Annotated in this window: 15 protein-coding genes; 4 read left to right on the top strand and 11 right to left on the bottom strand. The window is 63.6% G+C overall.

All coding sequences use genetic code 11. The features are described from left to right. Positions 1-484: class I SAM-dependent methyltransferase (locus ACIQ2A_RS21040; protein WP_398482971.1), on the top strand; the 484-nt coding region annotated here is incomplete at its 5' end. 108 nt (positions 485-592) lie between these two features. Then, positions 593-1,639 carry a cysteine synthase A gene (locus tag ACIQ2A_RS21035; RefSeq protein ID WP_398482969.1) on the top strand — a complete coding sequence of 349 codons (1,047 nt, stop codon included), beginning with the start codon at positions 593-595 and terminating at the stop codon, positions 1,637-1,639. Between the two features lie 132 nt (positions 1,640-1,771). Here ACIQ2A_RS21035 and ACIQ2A_RS21030 read toward each other — a convergent pair whose 3' ends face one another. Genes ACIQ2A_RS21030 through ACIQ2A_RS21015 form a run of 4 tightly spaced genes read right to left on the bottom strand, consistent with a single transcriptional unit; the run spans position 1,772 to position 5,908 of the window. Beyond that, on the bottom strand, positions 1,772-2,512 hold the full coding sequence (locus ACIQ2A_RS21030; protein WP_398482966.1) for an amino acid ABC transporter ATP-binding protein: 741 nt from the start codon (positions 2,510-2,512) through the stop codon (positions 1,772-1,774). A 2-nt stretch (positions 2,513-2,514) separates the two neighbouring features. Next, a complete protein-coding gene (locus ACIQ2A_RS21025; RefSeq protein ID WP_398482964.1) occupies positions 2,515-3,651 on the bottom strand; it encodes an amino acid ABC transporter permease in 1,137 nt (378 codons plus the stop codon). Next, entirely contained in the window at positions 3,648-4,853 is a 1,206-nt protein-coding gene (locus ACIQ2A_RS21020) for an amino acid ABC transporter permease (RefSeq protein ID WP_398482962.1), read from the bottom strand. Before ACIQ2A_RS21020 ends, ACIQ2A_RS21025 begins: the two co-directional genes overlap by 4 nt. 20 nt (positions 4,854-4,873) lie before the next feature. After that, positions 4,874-5,908 carry an amino acid ABC transporter substrate-binding protein gene (locus ACIQ2A_RS21015; RefSeq protein WP_398482960.1) on the bottom strand — a complete coding sequence of 345 codons (1,035 nt, stop codon included), beginning with the start codon at positions 5,906-5,908 and terminating at the stop codon, positions 4,874-4,876. Between the two features lie 323 nt (positions 5,909-6,231). Here ACIQ2A_RS21015 and metC point away from each other — a divergent pair, with 323 nt between their 5' ends. Beyond that, on the top strand, positions 6,232-7,425 hold the full coding sequence (gene metC, locus ACIQ2A_RS21010) for a cystathionine beta-lyase (RefSeq protein WP_398482958.1): 1,194 nt from the start codon (positions 6,232-6,234) through the stop codon (positions 7,423-7,425). A 145-nt stretch (positions 7,426-7,570) separates the two neighbouring features. Here the strand turns inward: metC and ACIQ2A_RS21005 are convergent, their stop codons facing one another. Continuing rightward, entirely contained in the window at positions 7,571-10,675 is a 3,105-nt protein-coding gene (locus tag ACIQ2A_RS21005; protein ID WP_398482955.1) for a S8 family peptidase, read from the bottom strand. A 450-nt stretch (positions 10,676-11,125) separates the two neighbouring features. Between ACIQ2A_RS21005 and ACIQ2A_RS21000 the strand changes: the two genes are divergently transcribed. Beyond that, positions 11,126-12,130, top strand: a complete 1,005-nt coding sequence (locus tag ACIQ2A_RS21000; protein ID WP_398482953.1) for a helix-turn-helix domain-containing protein — start codon at positions 11,126-11,128, stop codon at positions 12,128-12,130. Between the two features lie 173 nt (positions 12,131-12,303). Here ACIQ2A_RS21000 and ACIQ2A_RS20995 read toward each other — a convergent pair whose 3' ends face one another. The 6 genes from ACIQ2A_RS20995 to ACIQ2A_RS20970 form a co-directional block, all read right to left on the bottom strand. Next, the gene (locus ACIQ2A_RS20995; protein ID WP_398482951.1) at positions 12,304-12,642 is read right to left on the bottom strand and encodes a lipid-A-disaccharide synthase N-terminal domain-containing protein; all 339 of its coding nucleotides are present in this window, start codon (positions 12,640-12,642) and stop codon (positions 12,304-12,306) included. Then, the gene (locus ACIQ2A_RS20990; protein ID WP_398482949.1) at positions 12,643-13,386 is read right to left on the bottom strand and encodes a glycosyltransferase family 2 protein; all 744 of its coding nucleotides are present in this window, start codon (positions 13,384-13,386) and stop codon (positions 12,643-12,645) included. A 69-nt stretch (positions 13,387-13,455) separates the two neighbouring features. Beyond that, complete coding sequence (locus ACIQ2A_RS20985; RefSeq protein ID WP_398482947.1) at positions 13,456-14,280, bottom strand: phosphatase PAP2 family protein; 825 nt, start codon at positions 14,278-14,280, stop codon at positions 13,456-13,458. Beyond that, positions 14,280-16,022 (bottom strand): ArnT family glycosyltransferase, encoded by a 1,743-nt coding sequence (locus ACIQ2A_RS20980; protein ID WP_398482944.1) that lies wholly within the window; start codon positions 16,020-16,022, stop codon positions 14,280-14,282. Before ACIQ2A_RS20980 ends, ACIQ2A_RS20985 begins: the two co-directional genes overlap by 1 nt. A gap of 52 nt (positions 16,023-16,074) precedes the next feature. Further along, positions 16,075-18,156 (bottom strand): penicillin-binding protein 1C, encoded by a 2,082-nt coding sequence (gene pbpC, locus ACIQ2A_RS20975; protein WP_398482942.1) that lies wholly within the window; start codon positions 18,154-18,156, stop codon positions 16,075-16,077. Positions 18,157-18,347: 191 nt separating this feature from the next. Then, on the bottom strand, positions 18,348-20,309 hold a 1,962-nt coding region (locus ACIQ2A_RS20970; protein ID WP_398482940.1), incomplete at its 5' end, for an alpha-2-macroglobulin family protein.

The following is a 20,309-nucleotide window of genomic DNA, read 5'->3' as shown; positions in this document are numbered from 1 at the left end:
GGACTATCGGGATGAGCGCGGGCTCTATGATCGCATCGTGTCGATCGAAATGATCGAGGCGGTCGGTGAGCAATTCTGGCCGCGCTATTTCACCCAGATCCGGGATCGCCTGCGGCCCGGCGGCCTGGCCGGCATTCAGGCCATCACGATCCAGGACAAGTTCTTCCAGTCCTATCGCAGCGAAGTCGATTTCATCCAGCGTTACGTGTTTCCGGGCGGCATGCTGCCGACGCCGGAAATTCTGAAGTCGCTCGGCGAGCGATTCAGTGTGCCTGTCATCCGCGAGCGCATTTTCGGGCTCGATTATGCCAGGACGCTGGCGCTGTGGAGAGAAAATTTCCGCGCTGCATGGCCGGGCCTGACGCCGCTCGGCTTCGACGACCGCTTCCGGCGGCTGTGGGAATACTACCTGGCCTATTGCGAGGCCGGTTTCATGTCGGGGAATATCGACGTCCGCCAAGTCGTTTTCGCAAAAGCGAAATGAGGCGCCCATACGGCGGCCCTCTGTCCTGCCCGCGCTTCCCTTGTATGGCCACGCTGCGTTCACTAGGTTGAGCGCAGCATCGTCAACCGTGCCGAGAATTGCAGGACCATGATTTTCAATAAAGACGTCGTCGAGGCCATCGGCAACACGCCCCTGATCAAGCTGAAGCGTGCCTCCGAACTCACCGGCTGCACCATTCTCGGCAAGGCGGAGTTCATGAATCCCGGCCAGTCGGTGAAAGACCGCGCCGGCAAATGGATGATTTTGGAAGCCGAGAAACGCGGCGACTTGAAGCCCGGCGGCTTGGTGGTCGAGTCCACAGCCGGCAATACCGGCATCGGCCTCGCTGTCGTGGCGAGTGCGCGTGGCTATCGCACCATCATCGTCATCCCTGACTCCCAGAGCCAGGAAAAGAAAGACATGCTCAAGCTTGCCGGCGCCGAGCTGATCGAGGTGCCGGTCGTCCCTTATTCAAATCCGAACCAGTTCCAGCACGTCGGCAAGCGGCTCGCGGACCAGTTGCGCAAGACCGAACCGAATGGCGTGCTGTTCGGCGACCAGTGGAATAATCTCGACAATGCCAAGGCGCATTACGAGTCGACGGGCCCGGAGATCTGGCAGCAGACCGATGGCAAGATCGATGGCTTTATCTGCGCGGTGGGCAGCGGCGGCACCCTTGCGGGCACCAGCACCTATCTCAAGGAAAAGAACAAGGGCGTCGTGATCGGCTGTGCCGATCCGCACGGCGCGGCCATGTATGAATACTTCCGGACCGGCGAAGCGACGGCGTCGCCGGGCGGGTCGATCACCGAAGGCATTGGTCTTGGCCGCGTTACGCCCATCGCGCAGCAGGCCAAGCGCACCGTCGATGATGCGTTTCTGATTTCCGATGAGGAAGCCGTAGCCGTGATTTACGATCTCGCCGAGCACGAAGGCCTGTGTCTCGGCGGCTCGAGCGGCGTCAACATCGCCGGCGCCATTCGTCTTGCCAAGAACCTCGGCCCCGGCAAGACCATCGTGACGATCCTGTGCGACTCTGGCGGCCGCTATCAGTCAAAGCTGTTCAACCCGGCTTTCATGCGCAGCAAGAACCTGCCGGTGCCGGAATGGCTGGAACGCAAGAGCGACATCCAGGTGCCGTTCGAGAAGGTCTAGCCACCTCCTCCACCCTCATCCTGAGGAGCCGCGCAGCGGCGTCTCGAAGGATGGCCGCAAACGCGGGAGCCAGGCCATCTCATGGTTCGAGACGCGCGCAAGAGCGCGCTCCTCACCATGAGGGGCAGAGTGTTACCGCAAAATCTGCCCCAAAAACAGTTTCGTCCGTTCGTGCTTCGGATGATCGAAAAACACATCCGGTTTGTTCACCTCGATGATCTGGCCGGAATCCATGAACACGATGCGGTCCGCCACCTGGCGCGCAAAGCCCATTTCGTGGGTCACCACCAGCATGGTCATGCCCTCGTCGGCGAGGTCCACCATGGTGTCGAGCACCTCTTTCACCATCTCTGGATCGAGCGCTGACGTCGGCTCATCGAACAGCATCACCTTCGGATTCATCGTCAGCGCCCGCGCAATCGCGACGCGCTGCTGCTGACCGCCGGAGAGTTGGCCCGGATATGAACGCGCCTTGTCTGGAATGCGCACGCGTTCGAGAAATTTCATCGCAGCCGCTTCAGCATCTTTCTTCGGCATATGCCGCACGAAGATCGGCGCCAGCGTGCAGTTCTCCAGCACGGTGAGATGCGGAAACAGATTGAAGCTCTGAAACACCATGCCGACTTCGCGACGGATATCATCGACGCGGCGCAGATTGGGACCGAGCTCGATCCCATCGACCGTGATACGGCCTTCCTGAAACTCTTCCAGCGCATTAATGCAGCGGATCAGCGTCGATTTGCCGGAGCCCGACGGCCCGCAAATGACGATGCGCTCGCCGCTGCCGACCGCGAGATCGATATCGCGCAGGACGTGAAACTCGCCGAACCACTTGTTCAGGCCGGCAATACCGACGATCGGATTGAGGCTCATGCTTAACTCCGTCGATGCGCGTTGAGCCGGTGCTCGACGAACAGCGAATAGCGCGACATGCCGAAGCACAGCACGAAATAGATGATGCCCGTGAAGGCGAAACCGGTGAACAGCGTTGATGGCGACGACCAGGCGGGATCGGCAAAGGCCGCGCGCAACTGCCCGAGCAGGTCGAACAGCGCCACGATCGACACCAGCGAGGTGTCCTTCAACAGCGCGATGAAACTGTTGACGAGGCCGGGGATGACATGGCGCAGCGCCTGCGGCAGCACCACCAGCCGCGTCGTCCGCCACCAGGACAGGCCAAGAGCACTCGCCGCCTCCGCCTGCCCTCTGGGAATCGCGTTCAAGCCGCCGCGGATCACTTCGGCATTATAGGCGCCGGCAAACAGCGCCACGCCGATCAGCACGCGCACGAGCCCATCGACCGTAAAATTGCCGGGCAGGAACAGCGGCAGCATATAGGTGGCGAAGAACAGCACGGTGATCAGCGGCACGCCGCGCCAGAATTCGATGAAGGCAATGGAGCCGAACCGGATCAGCGGAATGCTCGACCGCCGCCCCAGCGCCAGCGCGATGCCGATCGGCATGGAGGCGACGATGCCGGTGATGGCGACCACCAGTGTCACCAGCATGCCGCCCCAGAGGCGGGTCGGCACAACATCTAGCCCGCCATAGCCACCATGCAGCAGGAAAAAGGCGACGACGGGAAATGCGACGAAGAACAGCGTCGCATTGATGGCTTTTGCAGGCAGTGTCGGAATCAGCAGCGGTGCGAGCAGCAGGATGCCGATGCCGAATGTCAGATCCACACGCCAGCGCTCGGCCTCAGGATAAAAGCCATAGATGAATTGCGACAGCTTGGCCTGGATGAACGGCCAGCATGCGCCGACCGGGCGCCCCACGCTTTCAGGCAAACAGGCATTGCGATCGGCACCTTGCCAAACGGCGTCCACGAACAGGAACTGCACGGTCGGGATGATCGTGAACCACAGCAGCAGGATGCAGGCGATGGTGAGCAGGATATTGGTCGGCGAGTTCAGCAGCCGGGTGCGCACGAATCCGAGCACACCCGTGGTGCGCACCGGTGCGGTGCGGGGCGCGATAATGTCCTTCGCGACATAGGCGGTCTCGCTCATGCGCCCATGCTCCGCGAGGTCCGCCAGCCATAGGCGGTCATGAGCGCGCTGGTGATCAGCGAGATCACCAGATAGATCGCCATGGTGATGGCCACGATCTCGATCGCCTGCCCGGTCTGGCTCAGTGCCGTTCCGGCAAACACCGAGACGAGATCGGGATAGCCGATGGCCACGGCCAGCGACGAGTTCTTGGTGAGATTGAGATACTGATTGGTCAGCGGCGGCAGGATCACACGCATGGCCTGCGGCACCACGATCAGCCGCATCACCTCGCTTCGTTTCAGGCCCAGCGACGCGCCGGCTTCGGCCTGCCCCTTCTGGACCGACTGCACGCCGGCCCGCACGATCTCGGCAATGAAGGCGCCGCTATAGGTCGAGAGCGCAATGGCGAGGGCTGCAAATTCCGGGACGACACGCATGCCGCCATTGAAATTGAAGCCGCGCAGCACCGGATATTCCCAGGTCCAGGGCGCGCCGAAGATGAAAACCGCGACAACGGGCAGCCCGATCAAAGCGGCGATCACGATCGGCCAGATCGTCAGCTGCTGGCCTGTCGCAAACAGCCTCCGCCGCGCCACTGAGCGCAGCACGATCGACAACACCACGGCAAGAGCGATGGCGATCAGAAACGGCAGCAGTGCCTCGGTGCCGATCGGCTTCGGCATGCCGAAACCGCGATTGCTGAGAAACACGCTGTCGAACAGATTGATGCTCTGGCGCGGCTGCGGCAGCGCCGCCAGCACCGCGAGATACCAGAACAGGATCTGGAACAGCAGCGGCAGATTGCGGATCAGCTCCACATAGGCGCCGGCGATGCGTGCCAGCAGCCAGTTGGGCGACAACCGCCCGAGCCCGACCACGAATCCGATGATCGTCGCAAAGAAGATGCCGACGATGGAGACCGCAAGCGTGTTGGTCAGGCCGACCAGCATCACGCGCAGATAGGTGTCCGACTCCGTGTACGGGATCAGCGTCTGGCTGACGCCGAATCCCGCGGTGCTCCAGAGAAAGCCGAAGCCGGATGCGATCTTCTGCGTGGCCAGATTCTCACGCGCATTATCGATGATCTCATGCGCGACCCAGGCCAGCACCACAACGAGCACGACCTGCAGCGCAAATCCGCTCCAGCCGGCCTGCCCGCCGAGCGCGCGGCGCAGTTTTGCGCCGAGTTGCAACGGCGGTCGTCTGGCTTCGCCTGTCATCGATTCCCGGTCGTTCGCGTTCAGCGGATCGGCGGGGCAAACATGATGCCGCCCTTGTTCCAGAGCTGGTTCAGGCCGCGCGCGATGCCGAGCTTGGAGCCCGGCCCGACATTGCGATCAAAGCTTTCACCGTAATTGCCGGTCGCTTTGATAATGCGGTGAAACCAGTCCTTGGTGAGACCGAGCTGTTCGCCGAGACTGCCATCGGTGCCGAAGATGCGCTTCAGCTCAGGCTTGTCGGATTTGGCCTGATCATCGACGTTCTTCTGGGTGATCCCCAGCTCTTCCGCATTCACCTGCGCAAACAGCACCCAGCGCACCACGTCGAGCCATTGATCGTCGCCATGGCGCACCAGCGGTCCGAGCGGCTCCTTGGAAATCACCTGCGGCAGCACCTCGTGCTCGGCCGGCGTCGTCAGTTTCAGGCGCTCGGCATAAAGCTGCGAGATATCGGCGGTGAATGCATCGCAACGTCCGGACTCATAGGCCTTCACAACTTCATCGGCGGTCGAGAATGCGACCACCTCATACTTCATATTGTTGCCCTTGAAGAAGTCGGCGAGGTTCTGCTCATTGGTGGTACCGGTCTGCAGGCACACAGACGCGCCCGCGAGTTCGAGCGCCGAATTCACCTTCAGCGACTTGCGGACCATGAAACCCTGGCCGTCATAATAGTTGATGCCGGCAAAGTTCACACCCAGCGAGGTGTCGCGCGACAGCGTCCATGTCGTGTTGCGCGATAGCACATCGATCTCGCCGGACTGCAACGCCGTGAAGCGATCCTTGGCCGACAGCGGCACATATTTGACCTTGGTGGCATCGTTGAAGATCGCAGCCGCAATACCGCGGCACAGATCCACATCCAGGCCGGCCCAGTTGCCGCGATCGTCCGGCGCCGAGAAGCCTGGCAGACCCTGCGTCACACCGCAGGAAAGCACGCCGCGTTCCTTCACGGTCTTCAGTGTTTGCGCCGACGCACCCTGCGCCGACCAGCCGGCTGCAATTGCGAGGGTGAGCGTCAGAATCGCGGATTTCGTCAGAATCGCGGATTTCATGGAGGAGCCTTTCCCGAGGGCGTCGGAGCAATCCGACCAGCGATCGGCATAGCGACGTACAAAGAACTGAATGCCGAACCGTTCGATCAGTTCCATAGCGGTCCACACGCCGGGCGAAAAGGCCGGTCCGCGGCAGCTCAGATCAAATCCAGTTTTGCGAATCGCGCCCGATCATGCGGCCATTACTGCACACGATGACGATCTGCCAGTCAGGTCAAGGGGTTGACGCGGAACCGGCCGTATCGGCTTAGTGGCGGTGCAGCAGATAGCCCGGCGGACGGCGATCTCCTGCGGCAAAACACCAGACCCGGCAGGCGTATCCGATGGCATCATCCAACAATCACGGCACAACCTCGCTCGATCCAGATACGGTGATCGTCAATGCCGGCCGCGACACCGCCGGCCAATGGGGTTTTGTGAATCCGCCCACGGTGCGCGGCTCCACGGTGCTGTATCCGACCGCCGACGACCTGCACGCGCATCGCGGCGAATATCAATATGGCCGCCATGGCACGCCGACCACCAAGGCACTGCAGCAGGCGCTCATGGCGCTGGAGGGCCCGCGCTGCGCCGGCGTCGGCCTCGTCCCGTCGGGCCTCGCCGCGATCTCGACGACGCTGCTGTCGGTGCTGCAGGCCGGCGATCATTTGCTGGTCTCCGACAGCGCCTATCGCCCGACCCGCAATTTCTGCAACGGCATGCTGGCGCGCTACGGCATCGAAACCACCTATTTCGATCCCCTGATCGGTGCCGGCATCGAAGCCCTGATGAAGCCCAACACCCGTGCCGTGATGGTCGAGGCGCCGGGCTCGCAATCCTTCGAGATGCCCGATGTGCCCGTCATCGCCGGCATCGCGCACAAGCACGGCGCGCTGGTGATCGACGACAACACCTGGGCCACGCCGCTGTATCATCGCTCGCTCGAGCACGGCGTCGATATCAGCATCCAGGCCGCGACAAAGTATATCGGCGGCCATTCTGACATCATGTTCGGCACCATCTCGGCCAATGACGCCGCATGGCCGAAGGTCAGCGAAGGCATCAAGCTGCTCGGCACCTGCGCCGGGCCGGACGATGTCTTCCTGGCGCTGCGCGGGCTGCGCACCATGTCGGTGCGCCTCGCCCATCATCAGCGTGCGGGACTGGAGATGGCGCAATGGCTGCAGGCCCGGCCGGAAGTGCTGAACGTGCTGCACCCTGCTCTGCCCGACCATCCCGGTCACGCCATCTGGAAGCGCGACTTCACAGGCGCCTCGGGCCTGTTCAGCATCGTGCTCAAGCCGGTGTCGCAAAAGGCCGTCGATGCGCTGCTCGACACCGTCAAGCTGTTCGGCATGGGCTATTCATGGGGCGGCTTCGAGAGCCTGATCATCCCGTTCGATTGCAGCGACTACCGCACGGCGACCAAGTGGGCGCCCGGCGGCCCAGCGCTGCGCCTGCATATCGGCCTCGAGAGTCTCGACGATCTCAAGGCCGATCTGGAGCGCGGATTTGCTGCGCTGAAGGCCGCTTCGTAGGATGGGTTGAGCGCAGGCGCATCGCGCCGGAGCGATACCCATCACTGCAAACGCAGATGGTGATGGGTATCGCTTCGCTCAACCCATCCTACCGATCATCGCTGGCGCCATTCTGCAGGGCGGGCAAGGCGCAGCGTGCCCACCATCACCAGTTAAACCGAGCGCCAGCCGAGAGCTGATGGCTCGTGGCATTGCTGCGATATTCGCCGTTATAGGCACCGAACAGGCGGAACGTCTCGGTGCGCCAGCCCGACAGTTTTGCCCCCACCAGCGCCGCACTGCGGCCGGGTGCTGCGGCCGTGACGAGGAAGGATTGGTCGAGCAGCGCGGCCTGGCTGGTCAGCGTGGTGTCGCGCAGATCGTAGCCCCAGCCGAGCTTCAGTTCCGGCACCAGCGTGGTGCCGTCGGTGGTGCGCAGCTTCGCGCTCACCGCGGCGCCGGCCGTGGTCATCAGTTTGTCGTAGGTCTGCGCGCCGTAAGCGAGGCCGATACCAATCGGCGTTTCGCTATAGCCGTCGCGACGAAAACCCTGCCAGCTGATGCCGGCATAGGGCTTGAGGATCACGTCCGGCGCGATCGCAAACCGGTAGCCGGCTTCGAACGAGGTGCCGACGCCGATGCCGTTCGCACTGCCCTGCAGCCCGTTCGACGCCAGAATGATCTGGCGTGTCGTGGACATCTGGCTCGGGCCGGCGGCAATACGGACATCGAACACGGCCGCGCCCGGCGTCCAGCTCGCATAGGCCGCACCGGCATAGGTGTCCGAATTGCCCTGCATGTCCGTGCTGGTCGCCGTAGTGCGTGCGTAACCGAATGCACCGCCGGCGATCAGGTTGTTTGAGAACCAGCGGTCGGCACCGAGGGTGAAGCCGGCGCTGGTGGCCTTCGAGCCGGACAGATCGCCACTGTCGCCAACGCGGCTGGTACGGCCAAAACCCTGGCCCCACATGGCCCAGCCGTCCTGCACACGCTGTGTCGGCGTGACACTGGCGAAGGCATTCATGGCCGCATTCGCTTCCGCGGTCATGGTGTTGCGCCCGGCATAGGACAGCGCGAAATTCTGCGCTGTGCCGTTCTGGCCGGCGTCGCTGCCAAACGCGAGCGCATCTTGACGATCGCCGATGGCCCCGAGGAAGCCGGCAAAGGCCTGCAACGACGCACCAGAGACGGCCGGCTGGCCGGGACCGCCCAGCTGCGCCAAGGCCTTGTCGAAGAGCGGCTCGGTGTTGAGCTTGTAGAGGGCGTCGTACAGCGCCTTTTCGGAGGCGGTCGGCAAGACGCCTGCCGCAGGGCGCTTGCTGTCAAGCAGCGCTGCCATGGATCTCTGGCTGGTACCGAGATTGTCAGTGCTGGCGAGCGCGGCAAAGCTCGATGGCGTCACCGCCAGTGTGAGCGCCGTCGTGCTGTAAATCAGGTCGAAGCGACCATTGGTCGGCAGTCCTGCCGTCGGCTGCAGCAGCGATGAGAAGCTGCCGGCGGTGGTCGCACCATTCTGTGCCTGCACGATTGCAAACTGAACGCCGAGGGCCGGCGTGTAGCTGCTGACAGTGCCGACTCTGCCACGCAACACGGGGGTGAGCGCGCCGGCGGCGTAGAACACGTTGCCGGCGCCGGACACGAAGATCTTGTCATAGGTGCCCGGCCCGCCCGGCACGATCAGCGTGCCGTCGATGTCGAGGCGGGTCGTCGCCGTCGCCGTCAGCGTGACATTGCCGTTGAAGGTCAGCGATCCCACCGAGTTGCCTTGCAGCACCGTGCCGGCGGCGATCGAGCCATAGGCAACGAGGTCGTCGTAATTGGCCATCTTGCCCGGCGACAAGGTGCCTGCGATCGTGCTGTTGCCCGCCACGACGCCGAAGCCGGCCAATGTCGCCGGCTGCGCCACGTTCAGCCTGCTGCCGGACTGCACCGACAGCGTGCCATCCACGGCCAGCGTGCCGAGCTGTGCGAACACATCACCTTTCGCAGTCGTCCGCCCGGAAATGGTCAGGATACCGTCGCCGGCTTTGGTGAATGAACCGTCCGTGATCAGCGGCCTGCTCCAGTATTCGGTGGAGTTGGCGGCAACCGACTTGGTCGCGTTGGCGGCCAGGGTTGTCACCCCATCCGTGGCACGATCGAGCCGAACGAGGCCGTGGCCGAACTCCTTATCGATGCCGGGCGCGCCGAGGTCCTCGGTGGTGGAGAACAGCAGGCGCGAAAGATCCTGCGCATTGTAGGTCGGGTTAGCCTGGACCAGCACCGCCAATGCACCGGACACGGCCGGCGCCGCCATCGAGGTGCCCTGGTCGTAGTTATAAAGGGTCGTATAGGGAATGGTCGAAAGAACCTGTCCGCCCTTCTCATTGTCGCCGCCCGGCGCAGCGACGCACCAGCTCGCGGTGACACCGCAGAGCTGGGAATACCAGGCCGCAAGCTTGGTCGGGCCGACCGACATCACGCTGATGATCTGGCCGCTCTGCTGTTGAAAGGCGGTCATATCCAGGTTTTGACCGCGGGAATCATAGACGCCCGTATTGTTATGTGCCGGCGTAATATAGGGATAGAGCGCTATGCCGCTCGGGTTCTTGCCGGCGATGGGATCCGACCTGCGATCATTGCCGGTCGCCGCCACGATGATCTTGCCGTTCCGCAACACATTCGCGACGGCGTCGATTTCGCCCTGGCTCAAGGGCATCGTATTCGCCCAGACCGTCTGCGCCGGAGCGCCTTCGGGTCTGCTCGGGCCATAGCTTGCATTGTAGATCATGACATCGCGCAGCGAGGCGAAATAGTTCAGCGGCGCTGCGTCGCCGTTAATTCCGGGCGCATAGCTGTATATGTCGTTGGCAATGACTGTCCGGATCGCAATCAGGTTGGCGTCATAGGCGACGCCGTGCATGTCGATGCCCGCCATCTTGGCGGCCGCAATGATGCCTGCGACATGGGTGCCATGGCTGTCGAATTTGTCACCGCTTTGCGGTGCCAGTTCCGATGCATTGTAGGTGGTGCCATCCAGCACCAGATAGTTCCTGCCCAACGCCGTGTTGAACTTGTTCACCAGCGCCAGATGGCCGGTATCGAAGCCGCTGTCGCCGACGGCCACAGTCACGCCAGAGCCCGTGAACCCGCGTTCATAGGCCTTTCCGGCCTTCATCAGATCGAGCGGCCAGGTCTGAGGATTGATTGCGGGGTCAGCGAGCGATGGCGTGAGAAACCACGCACTGCTCAACAAAGTCGTGCACATCAACAGCGTCGAAACCCGACGCATCCCGATAGCCCCCACGAGACGTCCCCTTCGCCAATTCGCTGATGCAAGCAGCTGCCCGGCTGCCTGTATCGTCCCCATTATTCTGAGCGTCTGGAGTGATCTCCATTCCGCTCTGCTTTCGACCCGTTCTAGTATGGGCAGAAATCGAACGAACAGCGCAATGATGGCTTGTGCACCGCAGAGGTTGCTGTTTCCCTTGTCCGGGCGTCTCAGTTCCCCGCGACATGACGACGTTCCAACACACCGGCGGAAACCACACATGCGGAACCGCGTTGTGTCGTGACGACACGCGTCATTGCACTGTGCGTTCACCACGAACTGACGTTCCGGCTATGCGGCCAATGTAGTGGTCGTAGCCCCGAGCAAACCTCGCTAGGATGATGGTTATAGATGAGCGGACGCGAGCCTGAATGTCCGACAAAGATGATCGCAAGACCACATTCACCCGCCATGCCGCCGCTTCCCCGTCTTTACTACGTCACCACCGGCCTTGATGAGGCCACAGCCTTCGCCACCTGGAGTGCCGTGCTGGCGCCGCTGTTCGAGCCGCGCGCCGCCGGGCCCGGCAAGAAGATCCCGACCGGTTCGGCATCGGGTGTCATCATCGGCAGCATCATCATCGCCAAGGTCGCATTTGCGGCGCAGGATTTTGTCCGCACGCCGGAGCGGATCGCGGTGACCCCCGATCATCTGCTGCTGCATCTCTATCTGACGGGCGGCTTCAACGGCGAGATCACCGGGCAGCAGACCACGATCGGGCCCGGCAAGGTCGCCATGATCGACCTCGGTCATCCCGTCAACACGCGCGCCTTTGCATCCTCGACGATATCGCTCATCGTCCCGCGTGCGCTGCTCGGCGACGCGCCGCTCGACAAGCTCAAGCCGCGGCTCGATCCGTTCCGCAACGACCTGCTCGCCGCGCATATCCGCTCGCTGCAGGAACGCAGCGCACAGCTCACCGAGGCCGATGTCGAGGCGACCGTCGCCGACACAGTGGTGTTCCTGAAGCGCCTGCTGACGGCCGCGCCGGACGACAAGCTCGAGCAGCAAAAGCAGGCGGACGAGACCATTCTGGCCCTCACCGAAGCCACCATTCGCGACAATCTCGCTTCGCCCGATCTCACGCCGGAATGGCTGGCGCAGCAGCTGGATATCTCGCGCGCCACGCTGTATCGCGTGTTCGCCGATCACGGCGGCATCATGAAGCATGTGCAGGAACGCCGGCTACTCGCCGTGCAGGCCGCGCTCAGCGATCCCCTGGAAACGCGTCGGCTGTCAAAACTGGCCACCGATCTCGGCTTCAGCAGCGAAGCGCATTTCAGCCGGAGTTTTCGCGCCCGCTTCGGCGTCACCGCCAGCGCCTATCGCAAGAGCCAGCGCGAAGCATCGGCGACAATCCAGCTCACCAGCCCCGAGATCGTGCAGCACTGGTGGATGACGGTGTCGGGCGGCTGACAACCAGAGCGCTTTCATTTTGAGATGGAGCGCCCTCTCCACTCACTCCCCCTCATCCTGAGGAGCCGCGCAGCGGCGTCTCGAAGGATGGGCGACACACGCCATGGCTCGAGACGCGCCAATGGGCGCGCTCCTCACCATGAGGACGGTGGTGGTCTGACTCCAACAACGCGCTAGTTCGACAGCGTCTTCGACGCCTTGCCGCGATTCTTCACGATCAGCATGATGTTGCGGACATAGATCACCGTGGCCGCAGCCTGGCCGAGAATGATCACCGGCTCGCGCTTGGCGATGCCATAGACGAGCGTCATCATCCCACCGGCGATGGAGAAGAACCAGAACGCCATCGGCACGACGCTCTGCCCGGCGCGCTCGCTCGAAATCCACTGCACCACGAACCGCGCCGTGAACAGCAGTTGCGCGATCAGGCCGAATGCCAGCCAGAAATCGAATTTGGCGACGAACACGTCATAAAGATAGTCGCCCAGTGCCTGGCCGTAGCTGATCAGCATTTACTTGAACTCGGTTGCGACCGGCGTCGTCCGCTTGCGGCGGATCAGCCACCACACGCCGGCCAGATCCATCAAGCCGACCCACAGCCGATCAAAGAAGCCGTAATTCGACACGCCGGAGTGACGCGGACGGTCGGTGACGTCCACATAGGCGATCTCAAACCCCTCGCGGCGCACCAGCGCCGGCAGGAAGCGATGCAGACCATCGAAATAAGGCAGCGATAGGAAGACATCGCGGCGGAATGCCTTCAAGCCGCAGCCGGTGTCGCGGGTGCCGTCCTTGAGCACGGCATTGCGGACCTTGTTGGCGATGCGCGACTGAAACTTCTTGAAGCCGGTATCCTTGCGGCCGACACGCTGCGCCGCTGCAAGGCCAACGCGTCCCCCGCCATCCGCAATCGCGGAAATCAGGTTCGGCAGGAAAGCGGGATTGTTCTGCCCGTCGCCATCCAGCGTCGCGACGATGCCGCCGCGCGCGTGGCGCACGCCGGTGCGTACGGCCGCCGACTGGCCCGATGAGGCCGCATGATCGATGCGCCGCAGATTGCCGCGGGACTGCATCAGTTCGGCGAGCAATGTCGGCGTGCGGTCCGTCGAACCGTCGTTGACATAGATGATCTCGTAAGCCCAGCGGCCGTCCAGCGCTGCCGCGATCTCGGCGATCAGCGGCGCGACATTGCCCTCCTCGTTGCGTACGGGGACGACGATGGAGACATCGATGGAAGCTGTGTCGGAGGCGGACAAATCAGGGCTCTTGGTTGGCGGGCCTTGGCTACGGGAACTTGTCGCGACCGGTCGCGCGAAGACCGCTTATTATGGGGCGATGGCCTCGCGGGCAACCCTCTTCACATGGGCTGCGGACGGCCCCGGCAGCGGGTCGATATGGCCGCCCGGACGGATGATGAAGGCCAGATGCCGGGCCGCGAACCAGTAGCGCACCGCCATGGCCACAATCCAGCCAAGCAATCCGCCGGCCACCACGTCGCTCGGGTGATGCGCCAGCAGCACGAGGCGGCTGCAGCAGATGATCACCGCATAAGCGATCATGAGAGCCCGCAGCCTAGGCCACAGCGCCGCCACGGCGAAGGCCAGCGCGAAACTGGTGGTGGCATGGCCCGACGGGAAGCTCGCATAGACCTCGCTCCAGGCGAAATGCTTGAAGTGGAACGCGTTCGCAGCACCGCCGACAAAGGGCCGGCCGCGGCCGATGATGCCCTTCAGCACCTCGCCCAACATCACCGCCAGCAACACGGTCAGGAAGATATATTGAACGCGGGTGCCGACGCTGAGCCAGATCGCTCGCGACATCCCGCGCAGCCGCGGTGCCAGCAGCATCATCACGACCAGAAAGCCGAACAACGCCCACAGCACATATTCGGACTTGCCGAAGTCGGTGACGATGCGCAGGGGCCACAGGCCGGCCGTGCCGCGCACTGGCATCAGCGTGATCTCATAGGCATCGAGCAGAAACATCAGCGCGATGATAACGAGTGCGGTGAGCGTCGCGAAAGCCAGCGATCGCTTCGCCCAATGTCGCGCGGCTTCCGCACGGCGTGAATGGGAGGGCGCGCGAACCAGTTGCGCCAGCGCCTGCCCAAGAATGGTCCCGAGTTGCGACACGTAACCCGGCGCCGCCATCACTGCGTGCCTTCGGAACGATAGACGGCGATCGAGACCGGCTTGCCCTGGGAGTAGTTATAGCCCTCGATCCGCGTGAACATGTTGTAGCGCAGGCCAATGGCCTCGGCACGCAGTGCGAACTGGCGTTCCGAACGATATTCCACCAGTGCAAAACGACAGCTGCCCTGGCCCAGGAAATCCGCCGCGCCGGCGCCATCGGTCAGAAGCGTTGAGGTGTCGGTCATGAAGACGAGGCTCGGCTCGTGATAGCCGGCAGCCGCCGCTTTCGGTGCCACGCAGACCACGGTGCGCAGCGCCCGCGCCAGATGCACGCTCGGGAAGACCGGGCGCAGCGACGGCAGGAACACGGCGTAAAACGCGATGCTCATGAAGAATGATGCCACCACGCCTGACAGCAGCGAGCGTTCGGCGCGGTTGTTGTCATACATCATCCAGGCGAACAGGCCGAACACCAGCGCGCCGGCCGCAAACGGCCAGGCCAGGAACATCGGATGCCGGACGACGGCCACGGAGCCCACCAGCGCGCCCACGGCTGCCAGCACGGGAATGGCGAACCACCAGGCCGAGCCGCGGCTGAGCCAGTTGCGCGCCAGCACCCGGCGCTCCATAGCGCCGACGATGAGGATGGCGATGGCCGGATAGAGCGGCAGCACGTAATGCGGCAGCTTGGTCATGACCACTTCGAACACGATCCAGGACGGCACCAGCCAGGCCAGCAGGAACTGGGCGCCGGGCTCGCGCCGGGCTCGCCAGATCGCGGGCGCCGCCATGCCGGCCAGTGGTGCGCCGGGCCAGAACGTCACCCAGAACAGCAGGAAATAGGTGCCGGGAGGCGCGCCATGGGATTCCTGCGCCGACAGCTTGCTCAACATGTCGCCGCCCAGCGAATCCGAAAAGAAGGTCTGCCCGGCCTTGAGGAAGATCGCCACGAACCATGGCAGCACCAGCAGCAGCGTCCACGGAATGCCGGCCAGCGGCTTCAGCCGTCCGAGCCAGCCGACCGAGCGATCCATGACGCCGAGCACCAGAATGGTGAAGCCGACGAACATCAGGATCAGCGGTCCCTTGACCAGGATGCTGATCGCCATGCCGGTCCAGAACACGAAGGGCTCCAGCCAGCCGCCCTGCTTGTTGTCCTCGCCGCGCTGCCAGGCCAGATAGACCCGCGCCATGGCGCCCATCACCATCATCACGGTGAGCAGCAGCATGGCGTCGGTCTTGGCCATGCGGGCTTCGACATTGAGCAGCACCGAGCTGCACATGATCAATCCGGCCAGCACCGCGCCCCTGCGGGTGACGAAAGCCAGCGCGGTCCAGTAGGTCAGCAGGACCGCGCCGATTGCGCCAAGCAGCGACGGCACCCGATACAGCCAGATTCGGATCTCGGCATTCGGCACGCCGAGCTTGTCGGCGATTTCCACGACAGCCGCCTGCATCCAGTAGATGCCCACCGGCTTCTTGTAGCGAACCTCGTCCTGGAACCGGATATCGACGAAATCGCCGGTTTCGACCATCTGCTTGGTCGCCTGGGCGAAACGCGACTCGTCGCGATCGATCGGCGGGATGGTAAAAAAGCCGGACAGGAAGAACAGGAGGCTGGTGACCGCGAGGAACGCGACCGCCCGGCCATGGCTCAGGGTGACGACATCCAGCACGCGCGCGAGCGTATTGCCCGGATCGACGCGGGGTTTCTGCTCTCGGGGGGCGCCAAAGCGGGGTCTGTATTCTGTCTCAGCCATATGGCTGTCGCATACGATGAAAGGGCCGGTCTCACAACCAGTTAGCCGGGTCTCACTGAATTCTGACCACAACTGTGTCTGCGGCGCCCATGGCATCCATGACTGTCAGGCGAACAAATCCGGGGCCGGGTGGATCGACCAAGCGTTGGCGCCGGCTATCCAGTTCCCCCGCGGCCATGCCATTGACCAGCACGGTCATCGGCATCACCCCGCCGGCGACCTTGACCGGAACGGAGGAAAACTGCCCCTCACCGCCGCTGGCATCGATCCGCGACCCGTTCAACGGGAACTGGATATGCAGCGCCTGTTCGCTGCCGGCGCGGATCAGATCGCCAGCCGGACGGAACCGGCGCAGCGGCAATGGCAGTTTTGCATTGCTTGCCATCAGTGTGCCCTTCGGCGCCTTCGGCAGCGGCGCCGGCAGTTTTCCGGTGCGGGCGAAAGCGTCGAACAGGATCGGCGCTGCGGCCACCCGCCCCACCAGTCCCGGCACCGGCGCACCATCGGGTCGGCCGACCCAGACGCCGATGGTCATCCGACCGTCGAAGCCGACCGACCAGGCATCGCGATAGCCGTAACTGGTGCCCGTCTTGAAGGCGATGCGGTTATGCGCGGCATTTTCCGGCGGGGGCGTGCCAAGCAGCACATTGCCGACCTGCCACGCGGCGACCGGCTCCATCAGCCGCAAGGTTTCGCGATCGTCGCCGCCATTGGCCTGCATCAGCTCGCGCAGCGGCTTGACGGTGCCGAGCCGGGCCACGCCGGTATAGAGCTGGACCAGGTCATGCAGCGTCACGCCGACACCGCCGAGGCCCATGGCTAGGCCCGGCGCCTCGCCCGGCGGCAGGACGAGGCTGCCGCCTGCCTGCTTGAGTCGCGAGGTAAAGCGCGAGGCACCGACACGTTCGAGCAAGGCGATGGTCGGCACGTTCAGCGACAGCTGCAGCGCCTTGCGCACCGGCACCGTGCCCTGGAACGTCATGTCGAAATTCTCCGGCGCATAGGCGCCGAAACGGGCCGGACGATCGTCGATCAAACTCTCCGGATGGATAAAGCCATCTTCAAAAGCCAGGCCATAAATGAAAGGTTTGAGCGTGGATCCGGGCGAGCGCACCGCGCGCGTCATGTCCACCTGCCCGGCCCTGCGATCGTCGAAGTAATCGGCGGAGCCGACATGGGCGAGGACTTCGCCGCTCTCGTTGTCGACGGCGAGAATGCCGATGGAGATGTTGCTGCCGAGCGCCGTCGCACGGTCCTTTGCCAGCGTTTCCAGCGCCTGCTGGATGCCGGAATCGAGCGACGTCTTGATGATCGGCACATCTTTGCGCAATGATGCCGCCTGATCGGCAGAATGCGGCGCCAGGATCGGCATCGGCTTTCGCAGCTTCGGCACACCCACGGCTTTCGCCTGCGTGGCATCGGCGGCCGAGACACGTCCCTCGCCGACCATGCGCTCCAGCACGCGATCGCGCGCGACACGGGCATTGCCGGGATGGCGATCGAGCCGGCGCATTTCCGGCGACTGCGGCAGCGCCACCAGCAGTGCTGCTTCCGCCAGCGACAGCCGCTTCGGCTCCTTGCCGAAATAGGCGATGGCGGCAGCGCGAACACCTTCCAGATTGCCGCCGAACGGCGCCAGCGTCAGATAGAGATCGAGGATCTGCTCCTTGCTCATCTGCCGTTCAAGCTGCAATGCGCGCACGGCCTGACGGATCTTGGCAGTGATCGAGCGCTCGCGCCGCGGTTCCAGCAACCGCGCCACCTGCATGGTGATGGTCGAGCCGCCGGAGACAATCTTTCCGCGTGTCACGAGTTGAAACGCAGCGCGTCCGAGCGCCCACGGATCGACGCCATGGTGCTCATAGAAGCGCTTGTCCTCGTAACCGAGGAGAATGTTGAGATAGCCGGGATCGATGGACGAACTCGCTGTCACCGGCAGCCGCCAGCGCCCGTCAGACATCGCATAGGCGCGGAGCAGCTTGCCGTTGCGATCGAGGACGGTGGTGGAGACGGTGCTGGCTTTCTCAAGCGGCAGCGGGCCGAGGGAATGGACCCAGGTGGCGACGGCAGCGATGGTGAGCACGGCGATTACAGCGACGCCAAGCGCCGTCCGCTTCACGAAACCTGCTGCCATCCTTCGAGACGCGGCCGAAGACGGCCGCTCCTGAGGATGCGGGGAGAGTGTTGGGCGCCGTAGACGACCCTCATGGTGAGGAGCCCGCGCAGCGGACGTCTCGAACCATGCAGGCCGAGCACCATCCTCATCCGGATGCGATTGCCTGGGTGGCACGGTCGGAGAAGACGGAGGTGTGTGCGGCATCCCGCTCATTTCGCCTTCGCGACCTCGACTGTGCCCGTCCCCGTCCGTCCGTAGCGCGACGGATTATACATGTCCTCCACACCCGCCTGCGGCAGCACATATTTGCCGGGCGACACCGCACGCACGATGTAAGCCACCGTGAACACCGCCTTGTCATTGGCCTTGCGGTCGATGGCCGCCGTGAACCGGTCATCGCGGAATTCGGTGTTCACCGGCTCCGCGCCGTCCTCGATCCAGTCCAGCGTGCCGCTGTCGCCCGACGACACCAGATGCGGATTATCGATCTCGAAACCGGCCGGCAGATAATCGGCCACCATCACGTGACCGTATTCCGGCTTGGCTTCGGTGATCTTCAGCACCACGGCAAAGCGATCATTCTGTTTCGCCTTGGTGACATCGGCGGGCGTGCCATCGAGCTTGTGATAGCTGCGCTCGATCTTGAAGCCATTCGATGCCGCCGGCTCTGGCGTGACCGGTGCGCCAGTGACCGAGACCACCGCCTGCACCGGCGTGTCACCGGTATTGGTGATCTTGATCGGCACGCCGGAGAGCTCTGCCGCCTTGTAGCTGCGATAGAGCGCGCTCTTGACGGCAGCCCCATTGACGTCGAGCGACAGCGTATTGGCCTCCTTCGCCAGCGCCCGCGAGGCCAGCACCAGCCACGCATTCTCCTGCGTGGAGGTGAATGGCGTCAGCCCGCGCGCCGCTTCGACGCGTTGCACGGCCTGGGTCAGCGTCGCTCGCGGCGCATTGCCTTCACTGGCAAGCGAGACGAGTGCCGCCGCATCGCGCAGCGCCGAGCCGAAATCGGTGCGGCCAAATTCGATCACCGGCTTCGGCTTCAGGCTCTCGACGGCCGCGCTGTAGACGCGTTCCGCACGCACGCGATCACCGACCAATGCCAGCGCCGCTGCGAGCTGCGACTTGGCGATGGGCGTCGCGAGATTGCTAAGCTTGGTATCGGCGAGATAGCGGAGATCACCGATCGGTGCGGTGCCATTCTTGGCGAGCACGTAAAGACCATAGGCCAGTTCGCGGCCGCCATCCTTCTCCGGCTCGGCCGCATTGACCACCGCGTTGCGGACGCGATCGAGCGCCGCACGGAACAACACGTCGGGCACCGCAAAACCCTTTTCGCGCGCGCGGGTGAGGAAGTCAGTGACGTAAGCATCCAGCCACGCATCGTCGCCACCTGACGACCACAGACCGAACGAGCCGTTCGAACCCTGCCGCGCCAGCAGCCGGTCGATCGACTCCTTGATGCGTTGATCGACGGACGTATCCATCGCCAGATGCGCACCGGCCGCGAGATCGTTCACATAGAGCAGCGGCATCGCGCGGCTGGTGATCTGTTCGGAGCAGCCATAGGGATAGCGGTCCAGCGCCTTCAGGATCGTCGCCGCATCCAGCGCCGTGGACAGGCTTGCCGATAGCGAGACGCCGCCCGTACCCGGCACCAGATCAGTGAACATGTCCGAGGTCAGCGTCAGGCTCTCGCCCTTGGCCAATGTCCTGATCGAACGTCGCGCGAGAATCTGGGTGGCCGGTTTGACGTCGAGCTCATAATGCCGCGCCAGCGTCAGCCCATTTGGTCCCCTGATGTCCACATCGACCATCGCCCGCCCGGCGCCCGACGCATCCACCGTCAGCGCCATCGAGGTCCGCTGCTTGGCAGCAAGTTTCACCGTGGTCGAGGGATTGCCCGTGAGCTTCACAGGACCGGACGTCTTCACACTGACTGTGTAGTCGCCCGCTGCGCCTTCCACATTATCAAGATCAAAGGACATCGTGCCTTTGTCGCCCGACAACAGAAACCGCGGCAGCGTCGCCGTCAGCACCACGGGATCGCGGACGGTGACATCGACTGTCGCCTTGCCCAGCTTGGTCGCGGTCCAGGCCACCGCCATCACGCGCGCGGTGCCTGCGAATTCGGGAATCTCGAAATCGATCTCCGCCGTACCATCGGA

It is taken from the genome of Tardiphaga sp., from assembly GCF_044336785.1.
In the GTDB taxonomy this organism is placed as follows: domain Bacteria; phylum Pseudomonadota; class Alphaproteobacteria; order Rhizobiales; family Xanthobacteraceae; genus Tardiphaga.
This window is presented reverse-complemented; position numbering and strand designations above follow the sequence as displayed.

What these genes read in the sequence shown, in the direction of transcription:
- ACIQ2A_RS21035 (WP_398482969.1), top strand. Translation starts at nt 593, where the DNA reads ATGATTTTCAATAAAGACGTCGTCGAGGCCATCGGCAACACGCCCCTG.
- ACIQ2A_RS21030 (WP_398482966.1), bottom strand. Translation starts at nt 2,512, where the DNA reads ATGAGCCTCAATCCGATCGTCGGTATTGCCGGCCTGAACAAGTGGTTC.
- ACIQ2A_RS21025 (WP_398482964.1), bottom strand. Translation starts at nt 3,651, where the DNA reads ATGAGCGAGACCGCCTATGTCGCGAAGGACATTATCGCGCCCCGCACC.
- ACIQ2A_RS21020 (WP_398482962.1), bottom strand. Translation starts at nt 4,853, where the DNA reads ATGACAGGCGAAGCCAGACGACCGCCGTTGCAACTCGGCGCAAAACTG.
- ACIQ2A_RS21015 (WP_398482960.1), bottom strand. Translation starts at nt 5,908, where the DNA reads ATGAAATCCGCGATTCTGACGAAATCCGCGATTCTGACGCTCACCCTC.
- metC (WP_398482958.1), top strand. Translation starts at nt 6,232, where the DNA reads ATGGCATCATCCAACAATCACGGCACAACCTCGCTCGATCCAGATACG.
- ACIQ2A_RS21005 (WP_398482955.1), bottom strand. Translation starts at nt 10,675, where the DNA reads ATGCGTCGGGTTTCGACGCTGTTGATGTGCACGACTTTGTTGAGCAGT.
- ACIQ2A_RS21000 (WP_398482953.1), top strand. Translation starts at nt 11,126, where the DNA reads ATGCCGCCGCTTCCCCGTCTTTACTACGTCACCACCGGCCTTGATGAG.
- ACIQ2A_RS20995 (WP_398482951.1), bottom strand. Translation starts at nt 12,642, where the DNA reads ATGCTGATCAGCTACGGCCAGGCACTGGGCGACTATCTTTATGACGTG.
- ACIQ2A_RS20985 (WP_398482947.1), bottom strand. Translation starts at nt 14,280, where the DNA reads ATGGCGGCGCCGGGTTACGTGTCGCAACTCGGGACCATTCTTGGGCAG.
- ACIQ2A_RS20980 (WP_398482944.1), bottom strand. Translation starts at nt 16,022, where the DNA reads ATGGCTGAGACAGAATACAGACCCCGCTTTGGCGCCCCCCGAGAGCAG.
- pbpC (WP_398482942.1), bottom strand. Translation starts at nt 18,156, where the DNA reads ATGGCAGCAGGTTTCGTGAAGCGGACGGCGCTTGGCGTCGCTGTAATC.